Origin of the sequence: Corynebacterium sp. sy039 (assembly GCF_007904105.1) — a bacterium.
Classification (GTDB): Bacteria; Actinomycetota; Actinomycetes; order Mycobacteriales; family Mycobacteriaceae; genus Corynebacterium.
Genome location: NZ_CP042325.1, coordinates 771,204 through 791,145, shown reverse-complemented (window position 1 = coordinate 791,145; position 19,942 = coordinate 771,204). Strand labels below are relative to the sequence as shown.

At 46.8% G+C, this 19,942-nt stretch carries 21 protein-coding genes; 7 read left to right on the top strand and 14 right to left on the bottom strand.

Annotation, left to right across the window (positions count from 1 at the left end; translation table 11 throughout):
- Positions 1–6 precede the first annotated feature (6 nt).
- Positions 7–804 carry a hypothetical protein gene (locus tag FQV43_RS03595; protein WP_371710931.1) on the top strand — a complete coding sequence of 266 codons (798 nt, stop codon included), beginning with the start codon at positions 7–9 and terminating at the stop codon, positions 802–804.
- On the opposite strand, the gene FQV43_RS03590 is transcribed toward FQV43_RS03595, so the two are convergent.
- Positions 793–1,302, bottom strand: coding sequence for a MarR family winged helix-turn-helix transcriptional regulator (locus FQV43_RS03590; RefSeq protein WP_146338914.1), 510 nt, complete (start codon positions 1,300–1,302; stop codon positions 793–795). The genes FQV43_RS03595 and FQV43_RS03590 overlap by 12 nt on opposite strands.
- A gap of 19 nt (positions 1,303–1,321) precedes the next feature.
- Positions 1,322–1,609 carry a hypothetical protein gene (locus tag FQV43_RS03585; RefSeq protein WP_246846956.1) on the bottom strand — a complete coding sequence of 96 codons (288 nt, stop codon included), beginning with the start codon at positions 1,607–1,609 and terminating at the stop codon, positions 1,322–1,324.
- Positions 1,610–2,191: 582 nt separating this feature from the next.
- Between FQV43_RS03585 and FQV43_RS03580 the strand changes: the two genes are divergently transcribed.
- Positions 2,192–5,875 (top strand): multifunctional oxoglutarate decarboxylase/oxoglutarate dehydrogenase thiamine pyrophosphate-binding subunit/dihydrolipoyllysine-residue succinyltransferase subunit, encoded by a 3,684-nt coding sequence (locus FQV43_RS03580; RefSeq protein WP_146338913.1) that lies wholly within the window; start codon positions 2,192–2,194, stop codon positions 5,873–5,875.
- A 166-nt stretch (positions 5,876–6,041) separates the two neighbouring features.
- Here the strand turns inward: FQV43_RS03580 and FQV43_RS03575 are convergent, their stop codons facing one another.
- Together FQV43_RS03575 and FQV43_RS03570 are read right to left on the bottom strand one after the other, a co-directional pair.
- Entirely contained in the window at positions 6,042–6,704 is a 663-nt protein-coding gene (locus tag FQV43_RS03575) for a hypothetical protein (protein WP_144274519.1), read from the bottom strand.
- A 52-nt stretch (positions 6,705–6,756) separates the two neighbouring features.
- Positions 6,757–7,311: a general stress protein gene (locus tag FQV43_RS03570; protein WP_144274517.1), complete on the bottom strand. Its 555-nt coding sequence runs from the start codon at positions 7,309–7,311 to the stop codon at positions 6,757–6,759.
- A 97-nt stretch (positions 7,312–7,408) separates the two neighbouring features.
- On the opposite strand from FQV43_RS03570, the gene FQV43_RS03565 reads away from it, so the two are divergent.
- From FQV43_RS03565 to FQV43_RS03555, 3 genes are read left to right on the top strand one after another with little or no spacing between them, the layout of a single operon-like run.
- A complete protein-coding gene (locus tag FQV43_RS03565) occupies positions 7,409–8,707 on the top strand; it encodes a magnesium transporter MgtE N-terminal domain-containing protein (RefSeq protein ID WP_144274515.1) in 1,299 nt (432 codons plus the stop codon).
- Positions 8,708–8,716: 9 nt separating this feature from the next.
- Positions 8,717–9,325: a DUF1003 domain-containing protein gene (locus FQV43_RS03560; RefSeq protein WP_144274513.1), complete on the top strand. Its 609-nt coding sequence runs from the start codon at positions 8,717–8,719 to the stop codon at positions 9,323–9,325.
- A 17-nt stretch (positions 9,326–9,342) separates the two neighbouring features.
- Positions 9,343–10,482 (top strand): Mrp/NBP35 family ATP-binding protein, encoded by a 1,140-nt coding sequence (locus FQV43_RS03555; protein WP_146338911.1) that lies wholly within the window; start codon positions 9,343–9,345, stop codon positions 10,480–10,482.
- A gap of 6 nt (positions 10,483–10,488) precedes the next feature.
- On the opposite strand, the gene tatB is transcribed toward FQV43_RS03555, so the two are convergent.
- The 3 genes from tatB to sigE all read right to left on the bottom strand — a co-directional run bounded on the left by tatB (position 10,489) and on the right by sigE (position 12,281).
- Positions 10,489–10,932 carry a twin-arginine translocase subunit TatB gene (gene tatB, locus FQV43_RS03550; protein WP_146338909.1) on the bottom strand — a complete coding sequence of 148 codons (444 nt, stop codon included), beginning with the start codon at positions 10,930–10,932 and terminating at the stop codon, positions 10,489–10,491.
- Positions 10,933–10,941: 9 nt separating this feature from the next.
- Entirely contained in the window at positions 10,942–11,505 is a 564-nt protein-coding gene (locus FQV43_RS03545; RefSeq protein WP_246846955.1) for an anti-sigma factor, read from the bottom strand.
- 143 nt (positions 11,506–11,648) lie between these two features.
- Positions 11,649–12,281 (bottom strand): RNA polymerase sigma factor SigE, encoded by a 633-nt coding sequence (gene sigE / locus FQV43_RS03540; protein WP_146340388.1) that lies wholly within the window; start codon positions 12,279–12,281, stop codon positions 11,649–11,651.
- Between the two features lie 255 nt (positions 12,282–12,536).
- On the opposite strand from sigE, the gene FQV43_RS03535 reads away from it, so the two are divergent.
- Positions 12,537–13,172 (top strand): O-methyltransferase, encoded by a 636-nt coding sequence (locus tag FQV43_RS03535; RefSeq protein ID WP_146338907.1) that lies wholly within the window; start codon positions 12,537–12,539, stop codon positions 13,170–13,172.
- Between the two features lie 58 nt (positions 13,173–13,230).
- Here FQV43_RS03535 and glgC read toward each other — a convergent pair whose 3' ends face one another.
- Complete coding sequence (gene glgC, locus FQV43_RS03530) at positions 13,231–14,460, bottom strand: glucose-1-phosphate adenylyltransferase (protein ID WP_144274506.1); 1,230 nt, start codon at positions 14,458–14,460, stop codon at positions 13,231–13,233.
- Between the two features lie 127 nt (positions 14,461–14,587).
- Here glgC and glgA point away from each other — a divergent pair, with 127 nt between their 5' ends.
- The gene (gene glgA / locus FQV43_RS03525; RefSeq protein WP_146338905.1) at positions 14,588–15,760 is read left to right on the top strand and encodes a glycogen synthase; all 1,173 of its coding nucleotides are present in this window, start codon (positions 14,588–14,590) and stop codon (positions 15,758–15,760) included.
- Here glgA and FQV43_RS03520 read toward each other — a convergent pair.
- The 6 genes from FQV43_RS03520 to FQV43_RS03495 form a co-directional block, all read right to left on the bottom strand.
- Complete coding sequence (locus FQV43_RS03520) at positions 15,757–16,626, bottom strand: methyltransferase domain-containing protein (protein ID WP_144274502.1); 870 nt, start codon at positions 16,624–16,626, stop codon at positions 15,757–15,759. The genes glgA and FQV43_RS03520 overlap by 4 nt on opposite strands.
- 64 nt (positions 16,627–16,690) lie before the next feature.
- Positions 16,691–16,858 (bottom strand): DUF3117 domain-containing protein, encoded by a 168-nt coding sequence (locus FQV43_RS03515; RefSeq protein ID WP_144274500.1) that lies wholly within the window; start codon positions 16,856–16,858, stop codon positions 16,691–16,693.
- A 178-nt stretch (positions 16,859–17,036) separates the two neighbouring features.
- Positions 17,037–17,354 carry a hypothetical protein gene (locus FQV43_RS03510; RefSeq protein WP_146338903.1) on the bottom strand — a complete coding sequence of 106 codons (318 nt, stop codon included), beginning with the start codon at positions 17,352–17,354 and terminating at the stop codon, positions 17,037–17,039.
- Complete coding sequence (locus tag FQV43_RS03505) at positions 17,355–18,146, bottom strand: glucosyl-3-phosphoglycerate synthase (RefSeq protein ID WP_144274496.1); 792 nt, start codon at positions 18,144–18,146, stop codon at positions 17,355–17,357. It abuts the gene before it with no gap.
- Positions 18,143–19,000: a dihydropteroate synthase gene (gene folP, locus FQV43_RS03500; RefSeq protein ID WP_146338901.1), complete on the bottom strand. Its 858-nt coding sequence runs from the start codon at positions 18,998–19,000 to the stop codon at positions 18,143–18,145. Before folP ends, FQV43_RS03505 begins: the two co-directional genes overlap by 4 nt.
- 1 nt (position 19,001) lies before the next feature.
- On the bottom strand, positions 19,002–19,811 hold the full coding sequence (locus tag FQV43_RS03495; protein ID WP_246846954.1) for a TIGR00730 family Rossman fold protein: 810 nt from the start codon (positions 19,809–19,811) through the stop codon (positions 19,002–19,004).
- Between the last annotated feature and the right edge of the window lie 131 nt (positions 19,812–19,942).

Here is a 19,942-nt window from a genome sequence, read left to right as displayed (position 1 = left end):
GGGTATATTTTTAGAAAGAAATCACGCGATGAAGACATTATCGACTTTGAGTCTTCTGATCCACAAAAGCTTCTCGACGAATCGGGTGCCGCAGGTAAAGCATTAGTTTATGTGATAGAAAAGGCTGCAGGTGCGCAAAAAGGAATCGTCGTTAAGTATATTGACTGGTTGCGCAAACAAAATCCTCATGCCACTCCTGCCGAGTTGCAGAAAAAACTTGATAAGCACTTTATCAATATCTCTACAAGCACAGGTGCCGGAGCAGGAGCCACAGCAGCTATTCCTGGTGTCGGTTTTTTTCTCGGTGCTCTAGCAGTTGGGGCAGAATCTTTGGCGTTCCTGGATGCGGCAACAATGTATGTTCTTGCATCCGCATACTTACGGGGCGCTGATATTACTAAGCCGGAACGTCGACAAGCATTAGTGCTTATTGCTGTCACTGGCTCAGCAGGGACAGCCCTTATCGACGCTTCTATTGGGGCGGGTTCTCCAGTTGCTATGCTTTCTCGGCTTTCTGTACGCAATATGGGTGACGTGAATAATCGCTTGATTAAACTTGCGCTTAAACGCATTAATCGAAGTGTCAAAGCAGCGTGGCTCGGAAAAATTATGCCGTTGGGTATTGGTGCAGTTATTGGGCTATTTGCCAATCGCAAAATTGCCACAAAGGTCACTGAGCGTGTACGCAGCTCTCTTGGACCACTACCGGCAACTTTTGCGCAGGCAGAACAAGCTGCAGCAAAGAATGAAGCGATAGCTCAAGCAACTGAATCTGCTGAAACCGAGCAGCAATCAAGTAAATAGGTGCGGGAACCGACGAGATACCGCGCCTTTGAGTTCAGGCTCTGTCAGAAGGCTCACCAATTGTTTTAGGGTATCCCCAGGGTGAGCCTTTGCAGCTGTGGCTAATGCGTCAGCGAGATTGTTCTCAAAGCTAGTACGCTGCTGCAGGATTTTCTTCAGCACCCGACGCCCTTCAGGTGATAAGGCGTGCAGTGTTGCTCTTTTATCCTGTGCAGGCTGTGAGGTTACGGTTAACCCCTTATGCGCCAGAGTGCTCAGAAGTCTACTAGGGCTGCCAGTTTCACAAATGAGATTCTGCCCTACTTCTTTAGTGGTTAGTGGACCGAGTGCACCCACCACCTCAATCGCTTCTGCCTGGGAGTTTGTAAGTTTTAGTTCAGAAAAGACCTTATTCAACTGGCGATTTCCTTGGCGTTGGAGGGCAAGGATTACATAACGAAACTCTTGTGGGTATTCAGCGAGGGATTGAGCTGTTTGGGATGGTAATTCTGAAGACAATCTACTTTCACTTTCTGCCTTATGCTGCTTGGGTTAGGAATAGTTCAAGCCTATTCAGCCGCTTTGCTGGTACCAAACTAGCCTCACGCTGACCGATAATAGAAGCAAGGCGTCCTTTCTGCTGGACACTATGCTTTACCAAGGTTCCCGCTGAAGTGGCAGACAAGAAAAAATTACTGTGCTCAATCAAACCGGGGATGGATATTTCAAGGGTAATAGGATTATCTATTTCTATATAGCACAGTTTCCCGGATAAGAAATGATGCACCGTGAGAGAATAGACACCTGGCTGCTGCGTTGTCCCCACCCTACTGAATGCGGGATTCCATTGTGGGAGAGTTTGGGCATCGAGTAGTACCTTTTTAATAGATGACGGCGTGTATTGAAGGAATCGTTGGGCAGAAAAGGAAGATATATATGACACGTAATGCAATATATCAGTTTTTCCGCCCAAAATCTATAAATACCACTCTATAAATGGGAAAATGCAAGAATAAAACATATACATGATACGCCTTTTATATGGGGAACCATGCTCCAATTCACGTATCACATCACACACATTGAGAAAAATATTTAATAAACTTTCTCAATAATCACAAAGGAATCACACAGCAACAGCCGGAACGCACTACTTACTTTTGGGGGTGCCCACATTGAGCAGCAATAAGAAAAACAAAGCAACTCTTTTACAAAAAAGAGCTTTGACTAGGAAGTTCTTAATATATTTCCCTTTTCTCACGACGCAACATTCAATGCGACATTCAATACTGAGTTTTTCCATAATAAGACTATGACGCGTTAGCCTATTTAAGGCTATTGTGTATAGAAGAAAAATATACTATTGCGTATCACAAATATCTCACAAAGAAATGAGGCGATCCCTGTAGTGAGTGGCGCTAATACATTCGGACAAAACCAGTGGTTAGTGGACGAGATGTTCCAACAATTCCAAAAGGATCCACAATCTGTTGATCCCGAATGGCGTGAATTGTTTGCTAAGCAGCAACCACAAACCACCACAGCCCCTAGCCCTGCTGCTAAAAAACCACAAACCAGCGCTACGGCAGCACCCCAAAAATCTGTTTCAGCCAGTGCAACACCAACTGAAACAAAGAAACCAGCAGCGCAAGAAAAGCAGCCTACCCCTGCACCTGCACCTGCTAAAGCTCTCCCTGAAGCTGGCTCCAAACAGCTAAAAGGTATCTTTAAGGCAATCGCAAAGAATATGGATGAGTCTCTTGAGATTCCTACCGCTACTTCTGTGCGCGATATGCCAGTCAAGCTAATGTTTGAGAATCGTGCGATTATCAATGAACATTTGCAGCGCACCCACGGCGGCAAGGTATCGTTCACGCACATCATTGGTTATGCCTTAGTCAAAGGTGTGATGGCTCATCCTGACATGAACAATAACTATGCAGTTATTGATGGAAAGCCTACTGTTATCACTCCGGAACACATTAACTTGGGTCTTGCTATCGATCTGCCCCAAAAAGATGGTTCGCGTGCTTTGGTTGTTGCCGCAATTAAAGAATGTGAAACACTCGACTTCGCGCAGTTCGTTGAAAAGTATGAAGATATTGTGGCACGTGGTCGCCAAGGCAAGCTCACTATGGACGACTATTCCGGTGTAACCATTTCGCTGACCAACCCAGGTGGCATTGGTACTCGTCACTCTGTACCTCGTCTTACCAAGGGACAAGGCACAATCATTGGTGTTGGTTCTATGGATTATCCGGCGGAATTTGCTGGTGCTTCCGTCGATCGTCTTGCAGAGCTAGGCGTAGGAAAGCTAGTCACCATCACCTCAACTTATGATCACCGCATTATCCAGGGCGCAGAATCAGGCGAGTTCTTACGCACCATGAGCCGTCTGTTTGTCGATGACGCTTTCTGGGATGATATTTTCACCTCAATGCAGATCCCTTACTCCCCTATGCGCTGGGCACAGGATCTACCTAATACCGGTCTTGATAAGAACACACGTGTTATGCAACTTATCGAGGCATACCGTTCTCGTGGTCATCTTATTGCAGATACTAACCCCCTCAAGTGGGTACAACCAGGTATGCCCATTCCGGATCACCGCGATCTAGACATTGAGACACATGGTTTAACCCTGTGGGATCTAGACCGTAGCTTCCACGTCGGCGGCTTTGCTGGTAAAGAATCCATGACTCTTCGTGAACTTCTTTCCCGTCTTCGCAGTGCTTATACCTTGAAAGTTGGCTCTGAGTACACGCACATCCTTGACCATGATGAGCGCACATGGCTACAGGATCGCCTAGAAGCTGGTATGCCAAAACCAACTCAGGCAGAGCAAAAGTACATCTTGCAAAAGCTCAATGCAGCAGAAGCCTTCGAGAACTTCCTACAGACCAAATATGTTGGACAAAAGCGTTTCTCCTTGGAAGGTAGCGAATCACTCATCCCACTGATGGATTCCGCAATTGATACTGCTGCTGGTCAAGGGCTCGATGAGGTTGTCATTGGTATGCCACACCGTGGTCGCTTGAACGTACTGTTCAATATCGTTGGTAAGCCGCTGGCTACTATCTTTAACGAGTTCGAGGGCAATATCGAGTCAAAAGCAGCAGGTGGTTCTGGTGACGTTAAGTACCACCTCGGTGCTGAAGGCAATCACCTACAAATGTTCGGCGATGGCGAAATCAAAGTGTCGCTCACCGCTAACCCTTCCCACCTTGAGGCAGTAAACCCCGTGATGGAAGGTATTGTTCGCGCAAAACAAGATCTACTAGACAAAGGCGAAGATGGCTATACTGTTATGCCAATTCTTTTGCACGGCGATGCAGCTTTTGCCGGTCTTGGTATTGTGCCCGAAACCATTAACTTAGCACAGCTACGTGGGTACACTGTTGGCGGCACTGTGCACATTGTGGTTAACAACCAGATTGGCTTTACTACCACTCCAGATTCAGGTCGCTCTAGCCACTATTCCACCGACCTCGCTAAGGCATACGGCTGCCCGGTGTTCCACGTCAATGGCGATGATCCAGAAGCTGTTGTGTGGGTAGGTCAGCTTGCTACAGAGTACCGTCGTCAGTTCGGTAAAGATGTATTTATTGACCTCATTTCTTATCGCCGCCGTGGGCACAACGAAGCTGATGATCCTTCAATGACTCAGCCAAAGATGTACGAACTTATCGACGGTCGTCCAACGGTTCGTGCGCAATACGCAGAGGATCTACTTGGTCGTGGTGAACTATCACCAGAAGACGCAGAGAAAGTAGCACGTGATTTCCACGATCAGATGGAATCTGTGTTCAACGAGGTCAAAGAGACTGAGAAGAAAGCCTTTAGCCCACAAGAAGGCATCACCAGTTCTCAAGAACTCCCTCATGGTTTGCACACCAATATCACCGCTGAAGAATTGGCAGAAATTGGTCAGGCATACGCTAATAAACCTGAAGGTTTCGAGTTCCACCAGCGTGTTGCACCTGTTGCACAAAAGCGTCTGGAATCGGTACGCGAAGGTGGCATTGACTGGGGTTGGGCTGAGCTCATTGCTTTCTCCTCACTTGCTAATTCCGGTAAGTTGGTTCGTCTTGCGGGTGAAGATTCTCGCCGCGGTACATTCACTCAGCGCCATGCGGTTGTGTATGATCCTCGCACAGGTGCAGAGTTCAATGGTCTTAACCAGCTTGCTGAACAAAAAGGCAATGGCGGTAAGTTCCTCGTCTATAACTCTGCGTTGACCGAATACGCCGGTATGGGATTCGAGTACGGTTATTCTGTCGGAAACCAAGACGCGGTAGTAGCTTGGGAGGCACAGTTCGGTGACTTCGCTAATGGTGCTCAAACCATCATTGACGAATATGTTTCTTCTGGCGAGGCAAAATGGGGTCAAACATCCTCTGTCATCTTGCTTCTGCCACATGGTTATGAAGGTCAAGGTCCTGACCACTCCTCAGCACGTATCGAGCGTTATTTGCAGCTATGTGCTGAAGGAACCATGACTGTTGCTCAGCCTACTACCCCGGCTAACTACTTCCACCTATTGCGTCGCCATGCTCTTGGTAATCTTAAGCGTCCACTCGTTGTGTTCACGCCAAAGTCAATGCTCCGTATGAAAGCTGCGACCTCTGCGGTAGAAGAGTTCACCCAAACTCAGAAGTTCAAGTCGGTTATCAACGATCCACGCTTTGTCGACGGTCAGGGCAATGTCATTGGTGATGTCAATAAGGTAACGACAATCATGCTCGTTTCTGGCAAGCTCTACTATGAACTAGCAAAGCGTGCCCAAAAAGATAAACGTGATGATGTCGCTATTGTCCGGATCGAAATGCTACATCCTATTCCGTTCAACCGTCTCAAAGAGGCATTTGCGCTCTATCCAAATGCAACGGAAATCCGTTACTGCCAGGATGAGCCAGCAAACCAAGGTGCATGGTCATTCCTCAATGAGCACTTACCACAGCTCATTCCAGGTCTGCTGCCAATGAAACGCATTTCACGACGTGCTCAGGCTTCTACTGCAACTGGTCTTTCTAAAGTCCATGCAATTGAACAGCAAGCACTCGTTGATGCCGCTTTTGCTGCTGATGCTTAAATGCCAAGAGCTGGTGTTGGGTGTTTGCCCTCTTAGTGGCAAAGAAACACCATAGAACACCAGACAAATAAAGTTCCTTTTCTCGTGCTCGTCTAGTAGCACAGGGAAAAGGAACTTTTTGTTGGGTACCGCTTGCACGCAGTTTAGTGAGTGTGAGTTAGCTTAGCTACAGCGATTTAGAGTCTAAAAATTCGGCAGCAACTACCTCTGCTGGTTCTCCTTTTCGTGCTTTTTCCACAAGCTCAGCTAATTCTTCAGAAGATATCGAGCCACTTACTTCATTGAGCGCTAATCGCCCAGCACGCGCTAACACAGGAGTGCGATAAATAGGAACTAGATTTTCTGGCAGCGCTATTCCCTCACGAGATGCGCATTTAGCATTAGACGGATCAGAAGCCGCAAGCCCCTCGTCCAGGGATCCAACCACACCATAATAGGTATCCTCACGTTGTTCTGCCTGCTCGGTAGGACTCAACTGTTGTTTCTGCCCATATTTTTCTTCTAGTTCTCTCGCTTTCATCGCGTCATAATGACTGAGCAAGGAACCAGCACAACCGATATACACATCACTGTTGTGAGCTAACAGCTCTGCATACGGATCTACTTCTTCTGTGACAACCCTAATATGTGCTTCTCGACCATTACGGTCAAGTATTTGACGATATAGCTCGCCTAAAATTATTTGCTCAAAAGAATCACCGTTAACCAGAACACGAACTACCTGGGTAGACTCGGGAACAGGATCTGCGTGAGGCTCCATAATTGTGCAGCCTGCCAACCCCAATGCAGCAATAAGTATTGCCGTGCCTACTTGTTTTTTCTTCCCCATAGGCTTTGCCTTTCCGGATTACTTTTGTACCTAGCACCTAACACACAGTGTATTAGTTCTGCTCTTGTGGTGACTGTTGCCGTGCAGGAGCAAATCCACGTGCAGTTTCTTGAGTGAACGTCGCAATACGATCACGTGCTTCACGCGCCTTTTGTGGATTACACAATACGTCATAACGACCGGCTACGATCTGTGTTTCAGAGGAAAAATCACGACGCCCACCTTGCATGGCATACGGTACCGTGACCATAACCACACCACAAATAATGCCCAGTCCAATACCTATTGCTAGTGCATTGCCCCAGTTTGCTCCAGTAGCGCCTAACAGAATTGCAAAAAATACCCCCAGCCATGCTCCAGAAAGTACACCACGAATAATCACTTTTGCCCAGGTAAGCCGTCCGGTTACTTTTTCCACTTCCATCAAATCGACACCGACGATGGTAAGTTCTTCCACTGGAAAATTATTATCCGATAGCATATCTACCGCAGCTTGTGCCTGAGCATAAGAATCAAAACTACCTACTGGCCAGCCTTCTGGTCTTTTGCGCTCCATCGAAGAGGATAAACGCTCAGACGTATAATTTGCATTGTGTGGGTTGTCCATAGCTATATCTAATCTTTCCTCAACTCTTTCTATATTTCTCTTATATTTAACGGCTGTGTTTTATGCACTGTTCCCAAGTACCGTAAACTGTCTTTTTATGAGCGAAGTGACACGAGTATATGCTGGTCGCCTATCAGGTATGGTAGTGCGCGGACCAGATACAGACATTATTGGCAGAGTTCGTGATGTCATTGTCAATGTGCGCCCTGCTGGTCATTCTTCGCGTGTGCTTGGACTTGTAGTCGAGATGACGAATAAACGCCGCATCTTTCTACCAATGCTGCGCATTGCAACAATTGAACCCCTAGAAATTACCCTTGTTTCTGGTTCGGTTTCTTTACGTGGTTTTAAGGCACGCAGTGGTGAAGTCGCAGTTCTGGGTGAGCTCATTGGCGCAAAAGTACACGTTGATGATCCAGAATTAGATCATCTTCATTCGCACGCCGTAGAAATTGCTGATATTGAATTAGAGCGTACCCGTACTCGTGACTGGGAAATCAGCAAAGTTGCAGTTATTGGTCAGCGTCCAAAATTTGGTCGGCGCCCTATATTGCACACTGTCCGGTGGAATCACGTTCATGGTCTTTATGCCTCGGGCACGGGGATTCCTGATGCTGCCGCAGAGCTTATTGCAGGTTTTGAGGATATGCGCCCTGCCGACGTTGCTTCCGTGCTCCATGATTTGCCAGTAAAACAACGCATTAACGTCGCCAGTGAGCTCGACGACGAACGCCTGGCAGATGTATTGCAGGAAATGCCTGAGGAACGTCAGGCCGAGCTGCTGGAGACGTTGGATATTGAGCGTGCTGCCGACGTTCTAGAAGAAATGGATCCTGATGATGCCGCAGACTTGCTGGGTGAATTAGATGATGCCAAAGCAGATGTACTCCTAGAGCTCATGGATCCGGAAGAATCAGCACCAGTGCGGCGTCTGATGAGTTTTAGCCCTGATACTGTTGGTGCCCTCATGACTCCCGAACCGCTTATTCTTGCTCCTCAGACCACTGTTGCCGAAGCACTCGCGTTGGCGCGTAATCCTGATTTGCCCACTTCGCTTGCATCATTAGTGTTTGTGGTGCGTCCGCCAACGGCAACGCCTACCGGTAAATATCTGGGCTGCGTGCATTTGCAAAAACTCCTACGAGAACCGCCCTCAGCATTAGTATCAGGCATTCTTGATCCAGATTTGCCACCACTGTATGCCGATGATTTGCAAGAAACAGCAGCACGTTATTTTGCGACCTATAACCTTGTATGTGGTCCAGTTATTGATGATGACGGGCACTTGCTCGGGGCAGTTGCCATCGACGACTTGCTTGACCATTTGTTGCCTGACAACTGGCGTGATACCGGCATTCGTCCTGAAACTCGTACCTCTCGTTCTTCACAGCAATAAGGAGTTTTTATGGCTGACTATAATCGTTCTGAGCTTGACACTCCTTATCTGAAGAAGCGTCGGAAGTTTTTTAAGATTGATGATGATACTGTCGGCGCTTATGCAGAAAAAGTAGCGCGTTTTTTTGGCACAGGTAGTTACCTGATGTGGCAAACAGTCTTTGTGACTGTCTGGATTCTGCTCAACGTCGGCGGCTGGTGGTTTAGTTGGGATGAATATCCATTCATCTTGCTCAACCTTGCTTTTTCCACGCAGGCAGCTTATGCTGCTCCGCTGATTCTGTTAGCGCAAAACCGTCAAGAAGACCGCGACCGTATCTCACTGAACGAAGATCGTCGACGTGCACTAGAAACTAAAGCAGACACCGAGTTTATTACCCGAGAACTTGCTGGTTTGCGCCTCGCTGTGGGAGAGATGGTGTCGCGTGATTACTTACGTCATGAGCTTGAAGACCTGCAAAATATGCTTGAGCGCATTGAAGCAAAGCTTGACGACGAAGCCGCAGCCCGTATCGCTCTCCAACATGAATTGCATGATCGCGGTATCCAAGAGCTCTCTGATCCTATTCAAGGAGATGTTGTGGGCAACGACAGCCCTGATACAAAGAAAAAGAAATGAGCGTATTCTAAACAATAATGAGTAATGCAGTAATCACAGAATCACGTGTACGCGAAGCCCTCTCTCGCGTTGATGACCCAGAAATCGGCAAGCCGATTACTGAGCTAGGTATGGTCAAAAGCATTGATATAGACGAGCACAATAATGTTGCTGTTGAAATCTATCTCACCATTGCTGGCTGTCCGATGAAATCAACCCTAACCAATAACTCTCGTGCAGTATTAGAGGAGCTTGAGGGGGTTGGTACTGTAACGGTAAGTACCGATGTAATGAACGATCAGCAGCGGCAACAACTGCGCACCCAACTTCGGGGTTCTGCGAGTGAACCAGTCATCCCTTTTGCACAACCACAATCCACAACCCGGGTCTTTGCCATTGCCTCCGGTAAAGGTGGTGTAGGAAAATCCTCTATGACGGTCAACCTTGCCACTACCCTTGCTGCCCGTGGCCTAAAAGTAGGTGTACTTGATGCCGATATTTATGGTCATTCCATTCCTGGCATGCTCGGATCTACTGAAAAGCCCCATGCTGTTGATGACATGATCATGCCGCCTCAGGCGCATGGAGTAAAGCACATTTCCATCGGGCATTTTGTGGAAGACAACGCACCTGTGGTGTGGCGTGGTCCTATGTTGCACCGAGCAGTACAACAATTTCTTGCCGACGTATTCTGGGGAGATCTTGATATTCTCTTGCTAGATTTACCACCAGGAACAGGTGATATTGCTATTTCTGTGGCGCAGCTTGTCCCTAATGCGCAGTTGTTGATTGTGACTACTCCGCAGACTGCCGCTGCTGAGGTGGCAGAACGTGCAGGCTCTATTGCTATGCAAACACGCCAAAAAATTGCTGGTGTGATTGAAAATATGTCTGCACTCACGCTTCCCGACGGCACCACAATGGATGTCTTCGGTTCTGGTGGCGGTCAAGCTGTTGCCTCACGACTGAGCGCCATCACAGGCTCGCCTGTTTCGTTACTTGGTAGCGTTCCTCTTGACCCTGCGCTTAGACAAGGCGGCGATACTGCTCATCCGATTAGCATTGCCCAACCACAGTCGCCTACTGCACGTGCAATCGCAGAAATTGCAGATCAATTAGTAGTACGCAAAGAATCACTTGCGGGCAAGCCTCTTGGCTTAGGTGTAAAGAAACAATAACCGGGCTTAAAGCACATCATCATTGTTGGTGTGTTTTTTATAAATATCTGCATAACTGAAGCTAGCAGCAGGGTTCTTTGGCGAGGCGGAATCGCTAGCGTGTGCTGGCATATCTGTCCGCGCAGGTTGTGCAGAACTTTCATCTTCCATGAGTTTGCGTGGATTAAAGCTATCCAAAAACTCTTCATCGTCGTCGAAAAGCGCTTTGCTAATCACACCGCGTGGTCCCATGCGCCGCACTGAAGCCAGTTGGCTAATGGGACGTTTAAGCTCCTCAAACTCCTCAAACTCACCGTTTAATTCTGCTTTTGCATTTCTAATTGCTTTCCGAGCAGCAAAAACTGCTGCGCGCACGTCTTCTACTACCCGAGGCATACGCTCTGGACCGACGATAATAATGCCGATGATGACAATGGCGAAAATTTCCGGCCAACCGATTGAAGAAAACACAGTTTTACTTTAGCCTTTCGACGCCCCATTGTCTTTTTCTTGTGATCGCTTTTCATAATGCGAACGATGGGCATTATGAATGTTGATAATCGTTTTTGATACCTGATCAATTTTTGCAATGAAATTTTGAGAGTATGACGACTTAGTTTCCTCGGAAGGCTCATGCGGTATTTGTTGAGCAATCTGGCATAACCGAGTAATCAGCTCAGAAGGAGCACACATATTCTCGTTATTAGCCAAACGCAAACGCTCAGATGCTTTTTGCTGCCGTTTGATTTCTTCACGACATTCATAGCAATGCACAAGATGTATCCGGGCACGATGTGCAGCACTAGGTGTGAGTTCACCATCAACGAAAGCAGCAACAGCCTCGGGATTGAGGTGGTCAACTGAGGCAAAAACGCGAGTGTTGCGTTGATAGCTTTGGCTCATACGACGTACTTGCGCTATTCCTGTTTTAATGGCTTGGCGATCAAAACGAATCCAGTGGGTAACGGTAGCTTCTTCTGTTGATTTAGTATGTTCATCTTTTGAGGGCTGGTTTTGGTCTTGAGGGTTATGCTCGGTATCCATCTGACCGCCCTTCTCTTATTGTCTGCTTGGGATAGAAGTTACCTGTCCAATAGAGAAAACGCTTAAGTACAAAATTGAGTTCCCACAAAAAGAAAGCGCCAGGTCATATGGGAATATATGAACCTAGCGTTGGGAATATGTACCTAGTGTTGTATTGGGATGAGCATTTTTGCTTCTGCGTCAGATTCTGCTGCCGCTTCTAGGGTTGCGCGAAGTTGCGAGCGCCCTCGGTGAATGCGAGAACGTACCGTACCCATTTTCACGCCTAAGGTGTCAGCTATCTCGTCATAGCTCATTCCAACAACATCGCATAAAACGACTGCAACGCGAAAATCTGGGCTTAGTGCGTCGAGAGCTTTTTGGAGTGCCGGATCAAGGTGTGCTACCGAATATGCTTGTTCGGGAGTCATATCAGTTCCAGGTACTCGCTCATAATCTTCAGGCAGTGCTTCCATCCGAATTTTGCTGCGATGACGCACCATATCCAAGAATAGGTTGGTGGTGATACGGTGTAGCCACCCCTCAAATGTTCCTGGTTGGTAATTTTTTAGGGAACGGAAAACACGCATAAATGTTTCTTGGGTGAGGTCTTCTGCGTCATGCTGATTACCAGACAATCTATAGGCAAGGCGATAGACGCTATCGGCGTGTTCAGATACAAGTTCACCCCAAGAGGGCATTGCACCAATACCAGCATCGAAAGCAGCAGTTCCTTGTAGATCATTGCTTTGTTGATCAGGAGTAGTTGCTGCATTCTTAGCTACTGAAGATGTCATGGCACTATTGTGCCTGACTTTGTTCAAGAAAACCAGCCAAGAATCTGGGAAAAGCCTGGCAATAGAAAAAGTTGTCATTTTGTTATAGAAAATGCAGCTCTCCCCTTATTCCCAATTGTCACTTTAGTATCTTTCAGTATTTTCTCAATCATTAGATAACAACTTAAACATGAAGTTCAGTACAGTTTTCCAATATATTTTCACCACAGGCGCGTTAGAAAACACTCGGTACACAAGCGGCATAGAATAATACACGTGAGCAATACTTCAGCATCTCTCAATGACTATATCGAGCACGTTACTGTCTTATCTGAGGCATTGAGTGCTGCACAAGAAGCAGCACATGAATTTGGGCTTATCACTCCTGACGCCGCAACTGGAAAATTACTCAGCACCCTTGCAACTGCAAGCAATGCACAAGCAGCCATTGCGGTAAGTCCTGCAGCAAGTGTCGTGGGATTGTATCTCCTTGAAGGACTCAACGACCATGCGGTACTTAGCTGCATTGATCCTGAACCAGAGCACCAAAAACAAGCAAAGACGGCTTTTGCTCAGGCTGGATACCCAGCTAGCCGAATACGATTTTTACCTTCTCGCCCACTCGATGTCATGTCTCGTCTTGCCACCGCATCCTATGACATCATCTATGCAGATATTTCTGCGCTAGAGTTCACTGCTTTTATTAAGGCAGGCCTTCCCCTCCTTGCACCAGGCGGCACCCTTATTTTGGCAGATTGCCTCCTCGACGGCACTATCAGCGATGTGTCGCGCAAGGATCGCGAAACTATCAGTGCACGTGAGGCAGAAGAATATATTGCGTCTTTAGACAATGTTCTCGTTACACGCCTACCTCTTGGTTCCGGCATGACTCTTATTAGCAAAAAACGCTAAGCATTGCTTTTATAGATTTTACGAATAGCGTGGGGTTATCTCCACAGTTCTTTGTTGGTTACACAACAGTGTTTTTCCCAACCACAACAACCCCACCAGCGCTAATAGAGAATTTCTGACTATCACGCTCCCGGTCGACGCCAATGAGAGTGCCATCGGTAACAACTACGTTTTTGTCAAGAATAGCGTGGCGTACAACAGCACCCTTGCCAATGCGTACCCCTGGCATCAGCACTGAACCTTCTACAGTAGCTCCCTCTTCTATCATGACGTCGGTGGATAAGACGGAATTACGCACTGTTGCCGCAGAAATAATAGATCCTTGAGCCACCATGGACGATTGCGCAATACCTCCCTGAACAAACTTTGCTGGCGGTAACTCACCTAAATCAGTGGAGCGAATAGGCCATTTTTGGTTATATAAGTTGAAAATCGGGTGCACAGAAATAAGATCCATATGCGCTTCATAAAAAGCGTCGATTGTTCCTACATCACGCCAATAAGCACGATCACGGTCGGTAGAACCTGGAACGACATTATTATTGAAATCATAAACATGAGCTTTCCCGCGTGCGACAAAATATGGGATAATATCGCCTCCCATATCATGCGCAGAATCTGGATTTTCTTCGTCTTCTTTCAGAGCACGAATAAGCTCTTGTGTACTGAACACATAATTTCCCATCGACGCATAGGACATATTCGGATCATCTGGTGTCCCTGGAGGCTCCGCCGGTTTTTCTAGGAACTCTGTAATAAGCCCATTTTCATCAGCTTGTATGCAGCCAAACGCACTAGCTTCTGCTCGAGGAACCCTAATACCAGCCACCGATACTGCTGCACCTGAATCAATATGTTCTGCAACCATTTGTGCAGGATCCATGCGATATACGTGATCGGCACCAAACACAATGACATAATCTGGGTTTTCATCGTAAATGAGATTCAACGACTGCAAAATCGCATCCGCTGAGCCTTGATACCAACGCTTTCCTAAACGCTGCTGTGCTGGCACAGAAGCAATGTATTGATTACGCGTAGGACCACTCACATTCCATGATTGCGAAATATGACGATCAAGAGAATGAGATTTGTACTGGGTCAGCACGCATATTTTCATATACCCAGCATTAACCAAATTTGATAATACAAAGTCAATTAGACGGTATGTGCCACCAAAAGGCACAGCAGGTTTTGCCCGGTCTTCGGTCAGTGGGAACAGCCGCTTTCCTTCACCGCCAGCGAGTACAATGGCCAGAACATTATGTTGGGTTCTCACAAAACCCAATGGTATATGCTGCCAGCAACTTTTTCTCGGCTTTTATTGTAATTGTTATCGTAATTGACAGATACTTCACTAAAACTAATTCAAGAAGATAATACATAACTCACTCAAAAGCACTACCCTGTGGAGTATGAGAGTAGCAATGCTAACCAAAGAGTATCCACCTGAGATCTACGGTGGCGCAGGTGTTCATGTTACCGAGCTAACCCGTTTCATGCGCAACATAGTGCCAGTCGATGTGCACTGCATGGGACAAGAACGCTCAGAACATGATGTCTATGTGCACAGCGTCGATCCTGCATTAGAAAATGCCAATCCCGCATTGCGCACTCTTTCGACCGGGTTACGTATGGCTCATGCAACACACAATGCAGATATTGTTCATTCGCATACCTGGTACTCCGGACTAGGCGGGCATTTAAGTGCACAACTGCACTCTATTCCGCATGTGGTTACTGCACATTCTCTTGAGCCAGACCGTCCGTGGAAAAAAGAACAATTAGGCGGTGGTTATAATATATCCTCCTGGTCAGAGCGCAATGCAATGGAATATGCTGATGCTATTATCGCCGTCTCTGCCAAGATGAAACAGACGATTTTACATGCCTATCCACGTATTGATGCTGATAAAGTCCATGTCATTCTCAATGGTATCGACACTCAGCTATGGCAACCGCGGCCGACTTTTGATCAAGCACAGCACTCAATTCTTCATTCACTAGGTGTTGATCCACAACGCCCTATTATTGCTTTTGTCGGACGCATTACCAGGCAAAAAGGCGTTGAGTATCTTATCAAAGCAGCACACCTTTTCTCTCCTGATGCGCAATTGATCCTGTGTGCAGGTGCTCCGGATACTCCAGAAATCGCCAAGCACACAGCGCAATTGGTACACCAACTGCAAGCACAACGTACTGGGGTTATCTGGGTAGAAACAATGTTACCGCAAGCAGATATTCAAGAGATCCTCAGTGCCGCCGATGTCTTTGTCTGTCCATCAATTTATGAGCCACTAGGTATTGTCAATCTGGAAGCGATGGCCTGTGCAACAGCAGTTGTCGCTTCCGACGTTGGTGGTATTCCTGAGGTGGTAGCCGATGGAGTTACTGGCACACTTGTGCATTATGATCCAGCTGATACGAATAGTTTCGTACAAGATCTAGCTCATGCGGTAAACGCACTCATCAGTGATGCTACGCGAGTAAAAAACTATGGTATCGCTGGTCGGCAACGAGCAATGAATGATTTTTCTTGGGAAACAATCGCTGCACAAACTGTGGATCTATACCACAAACTTGTTTAAGCAATTTTCCTAAATCGCGTAATTTTTGCCCGTGCAGTGACTGACATAGTATCGGGCAATGTCGCAATGCGCTGTGCCAGAATGTCAGGATGGATATGCCGTGCCGAGGGACTCATGCCAATCTGTGCAGCAATCGAATCCTGATCAAGTTGCATCCGGAACTCCACTGATTCTGACTGTCCGTGTGGTACCAGATGCCCAGCAGCTTGAGCAGTCATACGTTCAACTTTACCCTGTTCCACACCAATGATGCCTAGTGGTTCGCGTAATTCATCTAGATGACCGCTATCTGCTGTCAGCACGACCACCTCGCCTTGAGGTTTAAGTACTCGCGCAAACTCGCTAGCATTTCGTGGGGCAAAAACAACCGCAATAACGTCGATAGACTCATCTCGGATGGGAAGTCTTGCCCACGCATCAGCTACAACAGCACCAACACGCGGATGACATTTTGCCAATAATTTTGCAGAAGGAACCGATACGTCCAAACCAATACCGCGCGAGCCGTCAATGGAATCTAAAAGATGCGAAAGATAGTAGCCCGTACCTGCACCAACTTCTAATAATGCAGGTTCTGCATCATCAGGGATATGTGCATCGTTGATTGCTTCTATTGCTTTATGCGACACTGCTTCTACAAAAGGCGCATAATGACCACGAGAGAGAAAAGTCTCTCGATCTTGGATCATCTCAGTATTATCACCGGCATAGCGTAGTCCAGCACCACCTGCAAGAGTGACATAACCTTGACGTGCAATATCATAGCTATGACCAGAATCAGAAATGAGTCGAGAAGAATCATCTGCCAGTTCTAGAGGAGTCAAATCTATAGGATCAGCAAGTAGATCTATCACATGGGAAAGCACGACGACACATTCTCCTTGGCTAATAAGAGGCTAATACGGCTAGGGAATAACAACGCGAAGTCTATCACTGCGCAACATCGCTCAATAAGGTACTCAACTGGGTAGCTTCTTCCTTATTGAGCTCAATAACCAACCGCCCACCGCCATCAGTAGGAATACGCATAACGATTTTACGAGACTCAATCACTACTTCCATTGGGCCGTTACCTGTACGAGGCTTCATAGCTGCCACTTGTTTTACCGCTTCCTCAGTTGAAAATTACATTGATAATAAGACATAAGCATCATTATGAAAAATAAAAGATAATGGCTTGTGGCGCAGATACCAACTCTTCTTATCATACATTGCTAGAAAAAATACTGCGATCTATTAGAGAAAGCAAGAATACCTGTTAGTACCACCTAACTCGCTACTCAGTATGCGCGCTTACTTCCCTAGTCTTTCCAGCACCTTGCACTTGTTGTTCCAGATAATCAATACGAGCAAAAAGCGCCTCGATGAGATCATCAACTTGATCTTGTCGATAACCGCGCAACGCTAACTCAAGATGTACGGCATCGACGTCATGGGTAGCAACAGCATTGCGGTTGCCTTGCATAAGCTCAGCCCGAGGATGGAGCTCCCGGGCACTCTGCCGCTCGCCTGAACCAGAGAGTGTTCCCATAATCAGTGCAATGATAAGCGCAAAAAACGCGACGACAACAGTAAGCAACAACCACGATAACACTTATTTTCCCTCTCCTAGATTGGCTTGGCTGCTTATAGCATCAATTGGCATACGTTGGTTGATACCAAGCTCATTTACGATGCCCACACGATCCAAAATAGTTGCAATAACAATATCAGACATTGCACTCAATTCCGTTAAAGTGCGGTTACGATGATACTTATCAACCAGCTGTGCTTGGGCAATAGCAGTGATGCCATAGCGACGATATATATCGATAAGCAATCCTATTTCTACACCATAGCCCTCGACGAAAGCCAAAGAAAGCGCAGTGGAACGTCGAATAGCATATTCCCCTGCAAGAGGCTGGTTAATGGATGCAAGTTCGGGAAAAAACGCACGCAATAACGGCTTAGCAGATAACTGGGTAACTCTGCCACCTCCAGTTGGTTGTCCTTGGAAAGCACGTCGATAGTCTGCTTTAACTAAATGGATCTGTGGATTGCTAAAAGGGGCGGTTAACTTGGAGACAATCATCGGGTCGACAGTCTCTAGATCCGCATCAATAAACATAACTATCTCACCACGAGCAGCATATACGCCTCGCCATAACGATTCCCCTTTGCCAGTTCGCGGTGGAATATGAGGTATGATCTCACGCCAATTGAGCACACAAGCGCCAGTTGCTGCTGCTTCATGATACGTGTTGTCAGTTGAATCAGCGTCGATAACTAATAGTTCAACATCCGATTGCGCAAAAGAACTCGCAGCAATACTCTCTTGAACACAAACTATTACTTGAGCAATAGTTTTTTCTTCATTGAGCGCTGGAATAACAATACTCAACTTCATGCCAACCCCCGAGTAGTAGCACGCGGCGCAATTTTTCCCTGAATTGCTGCGGTCATAGCAATAGTATCAATTGTTTCTTGCACCTGATGAGCTCGAAAACACGCAACACCATGATGCGCTGCCCATGCAGTAGCAGCCAAAGTACCGGCAACACGCTCTTGAACTGGACGATTAAGTGTTTCTCCAACAAAGTCTTTATTAGACAATGCCATTAACACGGGAAAACCAGTAGCAACAATCTGATCAATATGACGCAATAAAGTCAAACCATGAAAAGTATTCTTACCAAAGTCATGCGTTGGATCAATGAGGATTTTTTCCTCAGGCACACCTCGGTTAATAGCGCATTCTGCTTGACGTGTTGTTTCTTCTATAACGCTGGCGACAATATCATCAAAATGCACCCGATACGGGCGTGTGCGCGGTATGACCCCACCAGTATGCGAGCACACATAACCTACTCTGTAATGCCCCGCCACCGCAGAAAGCTCTGGATCATGCCCTGCCCACGTGTCATTGACCAATGTTGCCCCAGCATTAATCGCACGCTCAGCGACAGACGAGCGCCATGTATCGACAGAAATGGTTATCTGAGGAAAGCGTTGATGAATTGCACTGATAAGCGGAACCACACGGTCAATCTCTTCTGCCACGCTCACTTCTTGCCCTGGTCCTGCCTTTACGCCACCAATATCAACAATACGAGCTCCGGCAGTGATCACAGCGTGCGCACGTTCTAGAGCAGCGTCGAAAGTCTGTGTTGCGCCTTTGTCATAGAAAGAATCTGGTGTGCGATTAATAATCGCCATCACTGAGGCAAGACCATCAGGATCAAGAAAAGCAGAAGAAACCATATTATCCCTGGTCTTCGTGCTCATCAAGCATGGTTCGATGTATGTTTACGATATGTGCTACAGCTTCCTCAGGACTATCAGTACAAAGAAAGAGATCCAAATCAGACTCGTTGATCATACCTTCTGCAACTAAGCGATCACGCAGCCAATCGAGCATTCCAGACCAAAACTCAGTACCAAGGAGCACAATGGGGTAATTAGTAACTTTTTTAGTCTGCACCATGCACAAGACTTCACAAAGCTCATCTAAGGTACCAAAACCACCTGGTAAGCACATAAAAGCCTGGGAATACTTGAGGAACATAGTTTTGCGTGCAAAGAAATAACGGAAATTGAGTCCTACATCAACATATTGGTTAAGTCCTTGCTCATGCGGTATTTCAATACCTAACCCAACAGAAAGCCCCCCTGCCTCATGCGCACCACGGTTACAGGCTTCCATAAGTCCTGGACCACCACCAGTAATCACAGCATAGTCCGCTTCGACGAGTTTCTTACCCAGCTCTTGTCCGAGCTGATAGTATTTGGTGCCTTCCGCCACGCGGGCAGAACCAAACACTGTTACTGCCGTCGGCAGCTGCGCAAGGGAATCAAATCCAGTAACAAACTCGCTTTGGATTCTCAGCACACGCCACGGATCTGCATGTAACCAATCATGATCCGCACCTAATTCGAGAAGTCGCTGGTCATAAGTAGATTCATGTGGCTGTGATGATTGTCGAACAAGTAATGGTCCACGAAGCATACGCTTTTGTTCTTGGGGGATCTCTGTCATATCAGTCTTCTTTGTTCTATCGATTCTATCGCTCATAACTTCTTTATTTAATAGCGCACAGATACACGGCTATGCATCACAATGCGCAGTGCACAATCAATTTCTTTCTACTAGGTCAAAGTAAACAGAATATGAAGGCGCATTATTGCTCATACCTACATACCGCA